This is a genomic window from Photobacterium sp. 53610 (assembly GCF_036409375.1).
Taxonomy (GTDB): domain Bacteria; phylum Pseudomonadota; class Gammaproteobacteria; order Enterobacterales; family Vibrionaceae; genus Photobacterium.
This window is the reverse complement of record NZ_JAXOFS010000004.1, coordinates 181020-193014: the sequence shown is the minus strand read 5'-3', so window position 1 is coordinate 193014 and position 11995 is coordinate 181020. Positions and strand designations below refer to the sequence as shown.

At 49.1% G+C, this 11995-nt stretch carries 12 protein-coding genes and 1 pseudogene; 10 read left to right on the top strand and 3 right to left on the bottom strand.

Annotated elements, in window-relative coordinates:
- Positions 1 to 107 precede the first annotated feature (107 nt).
- The gene (locus tag SPK40_RS13035) at positions 108 to 809 is read left to right on the top strand and encodes a hypothetical protein (protein ID WP_330960740.1); all 702 of its coding nucleotides are present in this window, start codon (positions 108 to 110) and stop codon (positions 807 to 809) included.
- 101 nt (positions 810 to 910) lie between these two features.
- On the opposite strand, the gene SPK40_RS13030 is transcribed toward SPK40_RS13035, so the two are convergent.
- On the bottom strand, positions 911 to 1492 hold the full coding sequence (locus SPK40_RS13030; protein WP_330960739.1) for a TetR/AcrR family transcriptional regulator: 582 nt from the start codon (positions 1490 to 1492) through the stop codon (positions 911 to 913).
- A gap of 134 nt (positions 1493 to 1626) precedes the next feature.
- Here SPK40_RS13030 and SPK40_RS13025 point away from each other — a divergent pair, with 134 nt between their 5' ends.
- Together SPK40_RS13025 and SPK40_RS13020 are read left to right on the top strand one after the other, a co-directional pair.
- A complete protein-coding gene (locus SPK40_RS13025; protein ID WP_330960738.1) occupies positions 1627 to 2667 on the top strand; it encodes an alkene reductase in 1041 nt (346 codons plus the stop codon).
- A gap of 238 nt (positions 2668 to 2905) precedes the next feature.
- On the top strand, positions 2906 to 4210 hold the full coding sequence (locus tag SPK40_RS13020) for a winged helix-turn-helix domain-containing protein (protein WP_330960737.1): 1305 nt from the start codon (positions 2906 to 2908) through the stop codon (positions 4208 to 4210).
- A 53-nt stretch (positions 4211 to 4263) separates the two neighbouring features.
- On the opposite strand, the gene SPK40_RS13015 is transcribed toward SPK40_RS13020, so the two are convergent.
- Both SPK40_RS13015 and SPK40_RS13010 read right to left on the bottom strand, forming a co-directional pair.
- Complete coding sequence (locus tag SPK40_RS13015; RefSeq protein WP_248143688.1) at positions 4264 to 4596, bottom strand: PBPRA1643 family SWIM/SEC-C metal-binding motif protein; 333 nt, start codon at positions 4594 to 4596, stop codon at positions 4264 to 4266.
- Positions 4597 to 4772: 176 nt separating this feature from the next.
- Positions 4773 to 5501, bottom strand: coding sequence for an SDR family NAD(P)-dependent oxidoreductase (locus SPK40_RS13010; protein WP_330960736.1), 729 nt, complete (start codon positions 5499 to 5501; stop codon positions 4773 to 4775).
- A 122-nt stretch (positions 5502 to 5623) separates the two neighbouring features.
- On the opposite strand from SPK40_RS13010, the gene SPK40_RS13005 reads away from it, so the two are divergent.
- From SPK40_RS13005 to SPK40_RS12975, 7 genes and pseudogenes are all read left to right on the top strand, one after another.
- Complete coding sequence (locus tag SPK40_RS13005) at positions 5624 to 6538, top strand: LysR family transcriptional regulator (RefSeq protein WP_330960735.1); 915 nt, start codon at positions 5624 to 5626, stop codon at positions 6536 to 6538.
- 108 nt (positions 6539 to 6646) lie between these two features.
- Positions 6647 to 7483 carry a hypothetical protein gene (locus SPK40_RS13000; RefSeq protein WP_330960734.1) on the top strand — a complete coding sequence of 279 codons (837 nt, stop codon included), beginning with the start codon at positions 6647 to 6649 and terminating at the stop codon, positions 7481 to 7483.
- 105 nt (positions 7484 to 7588) lie between these two features.
- Positions 7589 to 7781: pseudogene (locus SPK40_RS23005) on the top strand (YkvA family protein); the annotation flags it as partial.
- 236 nt (positions 7782 to 8017) lie between these two features.
- A complete protein-coding gene (locus SPK40_RS12990; RefSeq protein ID WP_330960733.1) occupies positions 8018 to 8620 on the top strand; it encodes a glutathione S-transferase family protein in 603 nt (200 codons plus the stop codon).
- Positions 8621 to 8975: 355 nt separating this feature from the next.
- The gene (gene selD / locus SPK40_RS12985) at positions 8976 to 10025 is read left to right on the top strand and encodes a selenide, water dikinase SelD (RefSeq protein ID WP_248143699.1); all 1050 of its coding nucleotides are present in this window, start codon (positions 8976 to 8978) and stop codon (positions 10023 to 10025) included.
- On the top strand, positions 10022 to 10792 hold the full coding sequence (locus SPK40_RS12980; RefSeq protein WP_248143701.1) for a sulfite exporter TauE/SafE family protein: 771 nt from the start codon (positions 10022 to 10024) through the stop codon (positions 10790 to 10792). The genes selD and SPK40_RS12980 overlap by 4 nt, the downstream gene beginning before the upstream one ends.
- 21 nt (positions 10793 to 10813) lie before the next feature.
- Positions 10814 to 11959: a cysteine desulfurase family protein gene (locus tag SPK40_RS12975; RefSeq protein ID WP_330960732.1), complete on the top strand. Its 1146-nt coding sequence runs from the start codon at positions 10814 to 10816 to the stop codon at positions 11957 to 11959.
- Positions 11960 to 11995 lie beyond the last annotated feature (36 nt).

Here is an 11995-nt window from a genome sequence, read left to right as displayed (position 1 = left end):
AAAATTAATTCAATTAGCAGGGCTTTGTCTTTCAGATTTGAACGATAAAGCCCTTTTTTGTTTGAGAAGCAATTTCTTTATGAACATAACGCTTTGTGATATTTCATATGTTACTATATGAGAAATTAATTTTTACTCTGTATTTTGAAATCATGAATGCTGGAATTAACTATCTTTTTGTTGTGATATTCTCTTTAACTCTGGTTGGTTGTGAATCTTTCCGTAGTATAAAGTCAACACCTTATAACCCTCCTAAAACAGGTGCTATAGCCGAGGTTAAATTTCAGCAGTCCACCCCCTTCATCTATGGGACGACTGAAACAGGAATTGAACCTGATACTTCTCTGATGAGTGCAGCGATTCAATATGGCTTTGCTGATTTTAAAGTTTTTCAATACGATGACTCGCAGAAATGCACGGATTATCAAGAGTTGGTTTCGGATAGAAGACTGAGTGGTAAGACATTCATGATCAAAGCGGATGAACTGGCTACTTTTCAATTAAGACCATTTGGTAAATTTAATAATCCTGATTTTTATTTGTACTGCCCAAATATTTTCACATTTACCCCAGAGGCAGGGAGAAGCTATGTTGTAGAGTACGATCTGATAAAGTCTGGCGGCCGAGCGTTCTCTTGCAGAGTACATGTCTTTGATGAGGAAAATCCAATGACGCCGGTGCAAGTCATCTCTAGGAGCAAGCCGATTCAGTGGACAAGAAATAGTCCTCAATGCGATAAAGATGACTTAGAAAATATAAAATTAAAACTATTATCAGCTGAGCGTTTTACATATGGCAATCAGATGTGAATATTTAGTGATTTGATAGAAAAAACTGAACTTCGTTTGATCATGAGATAATTCAATTGCTGAATCGATGGCCATTTTTTCAATGGCCATCAGGTCAATTCTTAATTTCCCTGAATGTTCCTCATCAATTCCGCACTGAGCTCACGCAGTACACCGGGAGCCGGGCGGGTATGGGAAAACGCCCGGATGCCGTATATTCCCATCACGAGAAAACGAGCCAGCTGTTCGGCACTGCGTGATGTGGTGATTTCTCCTTCGTGAAGTGCTTGCTCAAACTGGGCGGTGAACAGGTTTTCCCATGACCGGAGCATGGTGCTGATGATGCACTCGATCTCTTCATCCTGCTGTGCCAGCTCACTGAGGGCTTTCTGCAGCAGGCAATCTTTGATGTTATCCTGCTCGCATTCCGTCACCATTTGATCCAGGTAAGCCGTAATGCCGGCCATGACCGTCGGTTGATGGTCAAACAAGGCTTGAAAGGCCTGACCCCGCTCAGACTGGTATTGCTCCAGTGCCGCGATCAGCAATCCGCGTTTATTGGTAAACGCACAATAGATAGAGCCCGGATGAAGCCCGGTTGCCTGCTTCAGATCCTGCATGCTGGTTTTGCTGTAACCCTTTGCAATAAAAGCATCCATTGCTGAATGTAACACCGCTTCGCGGTCAAATTCGGCACTTCGCATCAATTCACTCTGTATCCTTAAAACCTGCAGGGATTTTAGCTGAACTTGAACACGCATTCAAAAAATACTTGAACGATTATTCAAGTTAGACTAATTTGAATGGGCATTCAAATTACAAACAAGGTGTACAGCGCATGGAAAATTTGTTTCAGCCGGTAGAACTGAATGGTTCTATCACACTCAAAAACCGCATTCTGATGGCGCCCCTGACCCGTTGCATGGCAGATGATGCACTGGTGCCGACTCAGGCGATGGTCGATTATTACGCGCGCCGTGCAGATACCGGATTGATTATTTCTGAAGCAACGATTATTCGTCCGGATGGGCAGGGCTATCCGAATACGCCTGGATTGTATACCCCGGAACAAATCGCGGGCTGGCGGAAAGTCACCGATAAGGTTCATGACAACGGCGGTAAAATTTTTGCCCAGTTATGGCATACCGGTCGGGTTGCGCATCCGCATTTCTTCGGCGGTGAGGACGTGCTGGCCCCTTCGGCATTGGGCGTTGAAGGCTCAGTGCCCCGTATGCGTGAACTGAATTACGTTGTACCGAAAGCTGTGACCAGAGAAGAGATTGAAGAACTGGTTGCTGATTATGCTCAGGCTGCAATTAATGCACTGGAAGCGGGCTTTGACGGGGTTGAGATCCATGGTGCAAACGGCTACCTGATTGACCAGTTCCTGCATTTCAGCAGTAATGTCCGTGAGGACGAATTTGGCGGTCATGCTGAGAATATGGCTCGTTTTCCGCTGGCTGTCGTCGATGCCGTGGTGGAAGCGATTGGTGAAGATCGGACCGCGCTGCGTCTGTCGCCAGGTGCTTATTTTAATATGACGCCGGATGCCCGCGACCGTGACGTGTTTGATTATCTGCTGGCCGAGCTGGAAAAACGTCACTTAGCTTATCTGCACGTAGGGATTTTTGACGATAACATGGCGTTTGATTATCTGGGCGGTACGGTTTCTCAGTATATGCGGGCGCATTACAGCCAGACGCTGGTTGGTGTGGGCGGCTTTACACCGGAAACCGGGAGTCAGGCGGTTTCAGAAGGTAAGTTTGACTTACTGGCGATTGGCCGTCCGCTGATTGCAAATCCGGATTATGTTGCCAAAGTCAAAGCTGGTGAAGCCTTGGTGGAGTATTCGGATACGATGCTTGCTGAGCTGGTTTAATTGCATCATTGACTGAGATAAACGGAAGGCTGCGGCCTTCCGTTTTTATTTGCAGAGCGGAATGACAAGCTGCAACGATACCGACTTGCTTCGCCGGGATAATTGGTTTCCTGGCCTGTTTGGGGTGCCAGCAAGTGACATTGGCTCTGAAAAAGCGATACATTGTGTCAATTGATTCGGGCTGTCTTGCCGGGGTGATGCGAATGACTCCCGCCACCAAGGCAGGGAAAGAAACCGGGTGGCTTCAGCGCTCTGGCTGCATCAAGAAGGCACTCATGTCATTGTTCAGGGAAAGATAACCGTGATTGAAATCAAACGCTCTCAGGATCTGGCGCGATTACGGCGCCTGGTTTTATCCGCGCAAGGCTTGCTTCATACCCAACCCTTTGGGCGAGGCATTCAGGGGGCACGCAAAGCGATCGATCATTTAGGTTATGTGCAGATAGACACCATTTCTGTGGTGGAACGGGCGCACCACCATGTTTTTCACGCCAGAGTGCCGAATTTCAAGCCGGACATGACGCATCAGCTGCTGCTGGACGGTGACATTTTTGAATACTGGACACATGCGGCTGCGTTTATCCCAATCGATGATTTTCGATTTTCCTTACCTTATAAACACGCAATTAAATCCGGCCAGACGCACTGGTATAAAGAACGTGATCACAAGCTCATGCATGAACTACTGGCACGTATTCGTGCTGAAGGGCCGGTACGTTCCCGGGATGTGGAAAGCAATACACCCAAGCGAGCGGGGTGGTGGGACTGGAAACCGGCCAAAAAGGCGCTGGAGCAGTTATACATGGAAGGTGACCTGATGGTCACTAACCGCGAAGGCTTCCAGAAAACGTACGATTTAACCGAGCGGGTGTTGCCGGCACACGTCAATACACAAATGCCCGGACCGGAGGCGTTCGCAGCGCACCTGCTGGAGCAGCAACTCCGTTGTCATGGTTTGGTTTCACTCAAAGGGCTGACCTATCAGCGGCGAATTCCCGGTCTTCGTCAAGCCATGAAGATGCTGGTGAGTGAAAGGTTAGCATCCGGTGAATTAGAGCAAGTAAAAATCAGCAGCGGTGACATGTTTGTTCTGGAAACCGGTGCTCTGGAGCGTCCGATTCCCCGCCTGAACAACCGGATGCTGATCTTGTCGCCATTCGATAACAGTGTTATCCAGCGGGACCGGCTCAAAGCGCTGTTTCATTTCGACTATCAGATTGAATGCTATGTGCCCGCCGCCAGGCGTCAGTATGGTTATTTCTGCTTGCCGTTACTGTATCGCGGTGAATTTATTGGACGGATGGATTGTAAAGCGCATCGAAAAATCAGCCATCTGGAGATTAAATCACTGCATATTGAAAATCATCCCTTTGATGAAGAGCAGGTGCTTGAGGCGTTTGCAGAGGCGATCCGGCATTTCTGTCAATTTCAGGCTTGCAGTACGGTGTCTCTGACCGAAGCTCAGCCCCGGCATCTTGAAGGGCGTTTACAAAGTGTTCTGAAACTGCTGGACGAACATCAGGATATCGTGACAGGAACATGAGGAAGGAGAGCTGCCAGCAAGTTCATCTGGCAGCTTCAATGATGCAGTCTGGGTCAGCCGCAGCACTTTTTGTATTTTTTGCCGCTGCCGCACGAGCATGGGTCGTTGCGGTTTGGTGTTTTCTCAAACGTCACGGTGGCAGGTTTGTTCAGCAGGGTATCCAGCTCAACCGTATTTTCTTCCCGGGTCGCATCCACGACAATATTGGCCACAATTGCGTGTTCCGCAATGATTGCCTCAATTTCAGCTTTGCGCGCTTCAGTATTCACCACGACCGACACCGGGGCTTCTTCCGTACCTGCTTTGACGTTACGGTTGACGTTATAGCCCGACTGAGCATGGTTTTGCATCACGTCGATGCGGCCTTTGTAATAAAATTTGGACATGGGGACTCATCACTTGCTGGTATGACGTAACAGAGCGGCGATTATACGCAGAAATGGTTATTGATAAAGCAGGGATGAAACAAACACACCGAGAAAATAACCTCAGCGAATTGTTGCAGGGCAGCCTGAATGCCGCCCTTGTGTGTTGCTTTGTTTTCGTTATTTTTTGAAATGCGTTACAACCCATATCCGCCGTTGACTTCCAGGACGGCATTTCGCATTGCAAGCGACTGATCAGAAAGCAAAAATGAAATGGCTCCTATTTGGTCTTCTGCGGACATCACTCTGCCCAAAGCCGTGGTATGCATTGAGCCGAATAACTCACTTTGCTGATCTGCCGTCATGCCCGCCTTTGATTGAATTTCTGTGGCAGTGACGCCCGGCCGGACGGAGTTAATCCGAATCCCGTCTGCAGCGAGTTCGAGATTGGCAACCAGGGCAATGGCTTCAAAAGCGGCTTTGCTTGCCGAATAGATCGCGGCGCTGGCAAATGCGTTGGTGACGGCAATGCTGGAAACAAAGACGACACTGGACGGATTGTTCAGGACCGGGTGAAGCTGTTGCAGCGTCATCCAGGGGCCTTTGGTATTGATGTTCATGGTCAGATCAAATGCTTCTTCCGTGGTGGACAGAACTGAGTCCGGATAAAAGACCCCGGCGTTCAGGACCAGTCCATCCAGGCGGATATTGTCTGCCTGCAGTGTGGCTGCCAGTTGCTTGAGCTGGGCCGGATTGGCGCTGTCTGCAACATAGCCGCCACAACCCAGCGACTGTGTCACCTGATTGATTCTGTCCTGATTGCGGCCGGTAATGATCACGTGATGACCCGTTTTCACCAGATGCTCTGCCAGAGCTTTGCCAATCCCTGATGTACCACCGGTGATTAAAATCGTTTTGCCATTCATGGTGTTTTTCCTCTTCGTAACACATGCTTGAGTGATGCGAGGAGAATATCAGCTTGATTGGTTAACAATAAGGCACCAATATGGACAATTAATGGTGCTGAAAAAGAAACAAAGGAGCAGGGATGGACTTATCTTATCTCAACCTGCCGTTGCTGCATGTGTTTCACCGGGTGGCGGAACGCGGCAGTTTTCAGGCGGCAGCGAATGAGCTGAATTTACCCCGGTCATCGGTCAGCAAGAAGATCAGGCAACTGGAGGCGTTTGTGGGTCAGCCTCTGCTGCATCGTTCAACGCGTCAGCTTCATCTCACGGACGTGGGCCGAAATTTACTGCAGGGGACGGGGGATCTTCGCGCTGTGCTTTCGAACCTGCATGGCATTGTGGATGAAACCCGGGACTCACCGAAAGGGCGGGTCAAAATTAGCGCCAGTATCCTGATGGGCCAGTGTTTTCTGGTGCCTGTCCTGAAAAAACTGCGCCTGACTTATCCGGACATTGTGATTGAACTGAGTCTGGATGATCAGAACGTCGATTTGCTGGAGCAGAACATCGATATTGCCATCCGGATCGGGCAACTGCCGGATTCTTCATTAATCGCCCGGAAGATCGGAGAAAAACGCTGGGGTTGGTTTGCCTCAGAAAACTATTTGGCTGAACGGGGGTATCCGGCGTCTCCGCAGGAACTGACGCAGCATGATTGCCTGGTGTTCGGCAATGCTTCCAGTACGTTTAATTTCTGGCCTTTTCAGGATAAGGACGGGCAGACGGAAACGCTTGAAGTGATTCCGGCCATTCAGACAGATAACAGCCGGGTGCTGGTGGATATGGCCTGTGATGGCCTCGGCATTGTGATGGTGGACCCCGGATTCATCCAGAAGGAATGTCAGTCGGGGCAGCTTGTTCCGGTACTCACGGACTGGCGACATCCGGAAAGGAGCCCGATTCATCTGGTCTGTATCGGTGAGCGGACCAAGGCTTCGCAGGCGGTGTGGCAGTTTTTGCTGGAGCATTGGCAGCGCACCGGGGAAATCGGGTAGACGCATCGGATCGCTGCGTCAAAAGGCGCAGGATTATCCGTGTCATCAAATCAATCCACCCGATACGTTATTGTATTGCATTATCCGGAATAAAAAGGACGGGAAGCCTTGGACAGTCAGACAATCAAGCTGATATTGACATCAACGGTGGTGTCCGCACTCGTGGGCGGATTGGTGACATTGCTGTCTCAGCAAAGGTTATTAGCCAGGAAAGCTCAGCTCGACTACGAATTTGAAGCAAAGAAGCGGTTGTATGAAGCCGTTGGCCCATTGCGGTTTCAGTTGTTACTGGCGGTCAGGGATGTGGTTCGCCGGTTTCACGCGCATCATGGCACCAACTGGAATATGGATCCGAATGAATATTACGTGAAAAGCTGTATATACCGGATCCTGGCACCTTTAGCGGTCGGGCAACTGATTGAAAGGCAGATGAGTCTGGTTGATTTTGCGGTAGACAAAGAAGCAATCAGTCTGCTTTCTTTCGTGACGGCAGCGGAAAGGATGCTCACTGGCAGCGATATTGTCCTCAATCACCCTGATCTGGACTGGTCTTCTCAAACCCAGCACCTGTTCAGAGATAATCTCCGGTCAGCGGCGGATAAGTTGATTGTTTCGGAGCCCGGCAAACCGGAGCGGGTGATGTCCTTTGCGGAATTTGATCAACAATATGACCTGCTGAAAACAGAGTCTCTGCGAGGTTTGGTCCGGATATTTGAGCATTGTCAGCATTCATTGACCGAAAATCCAATCTTCTGGGTGCGGATGATTGGCTATACCCGGGTCTGTTCCATGCATCTTCAATCCAGATCAGCCGCGAATCTGGGATTTAATGCGCGAGAAATTCCGGTTGATGAAATGATTATGGCAACCCGAGATCCTCATTTTATGTCTCAATTAAATCTGTTCCGGCATTGTCTGAAGGGGATGTTGAATGACGGCATTTAAAGGGTTGCATGTGCCCTGCGACTTAATTTTCACACGTCGTACTGAACAATGAATCGCAAACTGCAATGGCAGCAATGGGCGGCGGCATTAAAACAAAATACCTATGCGCTGTATTTAGCTTCACGGGATCAGCGCGTGCCTTGGCTGGCAAAAGTGCTGATCGCCGTGGTGGTTGCTTACGCACTGAGCCCAATTGATCTGATCCCGGACTTTATTCCCGTTCTGGGTTATCTGGACGACCTCCTGTTGTTACCGATTGGAATCTGGCTGGCGATTCGGCTGATCCCCAAAGATGTCTGGCGAGAATGCCAGCAGCAGGCCGAAGAAACGTTCGCTGCATTGCCGAAAAGCCGACGGGCCGCAGTGGTTGTAATGGTGATCTGGGGACTCCTGTTTGCGGGGCTGGCTGTTTTATGCTGGCCGTTCATTGAGGAAAATCTGAGCCGATCATAATCCCGGCATCAGTCAGCTTAAAGCGGTGACGAACCGGCAAAAGAATTCGCGGAAGAAGAAGGAAAAAGGACGAAGGATATTATGGAAGTCATACTCTACAGTGCGGAAGGCTCAAACAGCGCTGCACGGGTTGAATGGGTACTCAACTACAAAGCTGTGCCTTATACACGCGTTGAAGTGACAGGAGAGGCACTGAAAACAAGTTATTTGCAGGTGAATCCTTTCGGTTATGTGCCCTGTCTGTCCATTGAAGGGCATCTGGTGTCTGAATCGATAGCTATTATCGAATGTCTTGAAGAGCTCTTTCCGCAGCCCGGTGTGCTGGGATGTTCTGTTTTCGGCAGAGCCGCGGTGCGTGAAGTGTGCGAGTATGTGAATTCAAGTATCCATTCACCGCAAAACCGAACCGTCCTGAACACATTTCGTCCTGAACTCTCCGGGCAAGCGAAACGCGAACTCCGGGGTCAGTGGATCTCGGCCTGTCTTCACACGTTGATGAAGAAGCTGTGCCGGACGTCTTCCTTTGCCGTTGGCAGGCAATTTTCGATGGCTGATATTTTTGTTGCTTCTATTTATAAAAAGGCGCTGCAGCATGGTGCTGCCGCGATCCCTTTTTATGACCGGCATTTAGACTGGTTACGACAGGATGAACAGATTGCAACAGCAGAACCCGTTGCGATGTGATGCGCTGACGTCGCAAGATTTCTTAATCTCACGGAAGCACCGGTTTGAAAGAGTGCTTTTTATGTGACTGACCGCAATAAAAAGGAAAGTGACTTGTTTGTTACTTTCCTTTTTTTATGGCTGATTTCTTCATAGGGTTCTCTCAGAGAAATGAGACTGGGTGCGGCCGATTCATCTATTAATGAGTTATCTATCATAAGTTATTGTTTTTATTGTCACTTGCTGTCACTAGGCTGACACCTTTGTGAAATAAAAGTGTCATAAACCCGGTGTAAATTTTCCGACGCAAATTTGTCATTATTCTGAAAATAATTTGTAACGTGAAACAATATAAATAAAAAATGGAGCGTCTGAAATGTCAGTCTGTAATTTATTAGACTTTTCTGAATCTGGTGGCTGCGGATGTAAAATCCCGCCTCAGATGCTGACTAATATTCTAAAAACAACACAAAAGAAAAATACCGTTAAAAATGAAGATATATTATTAGGGTTTGAAACCTCTGATGACTGTGCCATTTATAACTTCGGTGGTAAAAAGCTATTATTTTCAACTGACTTTTTTAGTTCAACCGTCAGTTCTCCTTATTTGTTCGGAAAAATTGCAGCGGCAAATGCACTGAGTGATATTTATGCGACGGGAGGCCGTCCTTTAATTGTGAACTCTATTCTGGCATTTCCGCCGGATGATATCCCGATGCCGTACATTGAAAAAATGATCGAGGGTGCACAGGAAGTGATGGCGGAATGCGGGGCAACTGTGGTTGGTGGCCATACCATTAAAAATGCGCAGCCGTTATATGGGTTTGCCGTGATTGGTGAGGCTGAGGATGCGCACATCCGGCAGAATAATACCCCCCGAAATCATGACCTGGTGATTATCACCAAACCATTGGGGATTGGCATTATTTCAAATGCCCTGAAGGCGGGACGCCTGCTTGAAGAAGAGCTGCCTGAGTCAACGCTTGAAATTATGAGCCGGGTGAACCGGATTGGTTACTCGCTGGCTCAGTATCACGGGGTCAGTGCGATGACCGATATTACCGGTTTTGGCCTCGCGGGACATTTGAGCGAGCTGGTGGAAAATACCGGGTTTAACGTCAACATCGACGGAGATGCGGTGCCTGTTATTGAGGGGGTGGAAGCACTGAGCCTGGCGGTGACTAAGAACCCGAGCGGTACTTATAACAATATCAGCCGTTATGCCCGGTTCATGAAATATGAAGCCGATATCAGCGATGAGCTTCGTCTGATTCTGCATGATCCACAGACGAACGGCGGATTATTATTTACCGTCGACGAGGAAAGCTATCGGGAACATATTCTGCCGTTGTTTGAAGCGGAACAGTCTGAACATTATGTGATTGGGACAATCAGCGAAGGACAAGGGCAGATCATCGTCAAATGAGTCAGGAAATTATCGTTGGCCTGTTAGGGATCATCACAGGCAGTCTGTCGGGTTTACTGGGTATCGGTGGCGGCATTTTGCTGGCACCCTTACTGATTATTTGCATGCCTTGGCTGAACGGAATGGCACTGCCGATGGTCACCATTACCGGATTGACGGTTGCACAGAGCTTCTTTGGCTCCGTCAGTGCACTGTTTCATCACTCCAAATATCAGCAACGGGATAGAAATCTGATTTTCCGTTTCGGCGTACCCATGGGCGTCGCCAGCCTGGCGGTTTCTTTATTCACGTTTCATTTATCCGACGAGGTAATTTTAATCACGTTCTCTGTGCTGGCGATCAGTTCAGTTGTGATTACCACCTTAGGCCCGGATTTCTGGAGAAAGTGGCTGGGTGAAATCAGACTGGATTCCGTGGTCCTGCCGGTTATTGGCCTGTTGCTCGGGTTTACTTGCGGGATTGTCGGCCAGGGCGGCGGCTTTATTTATCTGCCGGTGATGATTGCCATATTTGGCTGCCTTCCCAAGCTGGCAATTGCAACAGCGCCTGTGATCGGGATTATTTCTTCTTTCTCATTATTTTTCGGACGTGCGGCCTCAGACACCCTGGATTGGACGCTCTGCGGCTATCTGGTGGCTGGTATATTCGTCGGCGCGAAAGTCGGCAGCTACCTGTATTTCCGTTTGAATGAAAAGGTGCTTGCGCGCTGCGTGAATATTTTCGTGCTGCTGAGTTCTATTAAAATTATGTCGATGGCTATCGGCTGATCAGAATCGATTGGTGGAAAAATGATTAATGCGGATGTAAGCGGGTCTGACTGGATCAAGCCCGAGGTTTTTGATTACCTGAAAAAGCAGTTTTCAGAAAAACGTTTTGGTAATCCGAACTCGAATCATTTTATCGGAAACAGATTGTTTCAGGATATTGAGATGGCGAGGGGAACGTTGTGTGGTTTGTTGTCCTGTGACAGCAACCAGCTGATCTTTAATGGTGGTGCAACCGAAGGGATCAGAAATGTGTTTTACAGTTTCTTTGAGCACCACAATTATCAGGATGCAGTGATTCTGCATTCGCCCTATGAGCATTCTGCGACGCTGGAAAACATTCGTTACTGTCGCTCGAAAGGCGCAGAGTGTATCGCCCTCGCGCATGAACAAAATGGGCTGCTGGATATGGCCGGGTTGCAGGCTGCACTGAAAGACTGCCAGGGGAAAGCTGTTCTGGTAGCGGTGATGGCTGCGCATAATGAAACGGGAGTAATCCAGGACTATCAGCAGATTGCTGAATTGTGCCACGCATTTGATGCGGAATATCTGTGTGATACGACGCAACTGATTGGCAAGCAGTCGTTTGATTTTGAGCGAAGCGAGGTGGATTACGCTGTCGCTTCCGGTCATAAGTTTGGTGCTTTACCCGGCACCGGATTTCTGCTGGTGAAAAATTCCTGGCATTTCAGCCCGCTTTTGCTGGGCGGCGGACAGGAATCCAGCCTGCGGGCGGGCACCCAGAATTATCTGGGCATTGCTTCTATGGCCATTGCTTTGCCGCTCGCACATCAACGGATGGCGAACCAGGCGGAAGTCACCGCTGCACAGCGACACTTTGAACAGGCACTGAAGCACCACTTTCCCGGAACGGTCATTATCGGAGAAGCGGCACCGCGTGTTCCGGGGCTGACTTTCTGCGCCATTGGCGGCGTCAGCCGGGAAGCTTTGCAGGCGGTTCTGGAAGATGCCCGCATCATGGTGTCGTCCGGCTCGGCCTGCTCAGACCGGAAGTCAGCCTTGTCGAAAGTGGCAACCGGGCTGGGGTACAGTGATGATGTGGCAAAAAATACCCTGCGTTTCAGTTTGGGGTACTCCGGGACGGAAGCAATCTACGTCAGTCTGGCAGAAACGCTCCGGCGTGTTGAGCCTAAAGCGCTGGTCGCCTGATGTTCACGGATGATGTTTGAGCAAAGAGTCAGCTGA

What these genes read in the sequence shown, in the direction of transcription:
- SPK40_RS13035 (WP_330960740.1), top strand. Translation starts at nt 108, where the DNA reads ATGTTACTATATGAGAAATTAATTTTTACTCTGTATTTTGAAATCATG.
- SPK40_RS13030 (WP_330960739.1), bottom strand. Translation starts at nt 1,492, where the DNA reads ATGCGAAGTGCCGAATTTGACCGCGAAGCGGTGTTACATTCAGCAATG.
- SPK40_RS13025 (WP_330960738.1), top strand. Translation starts at nt 1,627, where the DNA reads ATGGAAAATTTGTTTCAGCCGGTAGAACTGAATGGTTCTATCACACTC.
- SPK40_RS13015 (WP_248143688.1), bottom strand. Translation starts at nt 4,596, where the DNA reads ATGTCCAAATTTTATTACAAAGGCCGCATCGACGTGATGCAAAACCAT.
- SPK40_RS13010 (WP_330960736.1), bottom strand. Translation starts at nt 5,501, where the DNA reads ATGAATGGCAAAACGATTTTAATCACCGGTGGTACATCAGGGATTGGC.
- SPK40_RS13005 (WP_330960735.1), top strand. Translation starts at nt 5,624, where the DNA reads ATGGACTTATCTTATCTCAACCTGCCGTTGCTGCATGTGTTTCACCGG.
- SPK40_RS12990 (WP_330960733.1), top strand. Translation starts at nt 8,018, where the DNA reads ATGGAAGTCATACTCTACAGTGCGGAAGGCTCAAACAGCGCTGCACGG.
- selD (WP_248143699.1), top strand. Translation starts at nt 8,976, where the DNA reads ATGTCAGTCTGTAATTTATTAGACTTTTCTGAATCTGGTGGCTGCGGA.
- SPK40_RS12980 (WP_248143701.1), top strand. Translation starts at nt 10,022, where the DNA reads ATGAGTCAGGAAATTATCGTTGGCCTGTTAGGGATCATCACAGGCAGT.
- SPK40_RS12975 (WP_330960732.1), top strand. Translation starts at nt 10,814, where the DNA reads ATGATTAATGCGGATGTAAGCGGGTCTGACTGGATCAAGCCCGAGGTT.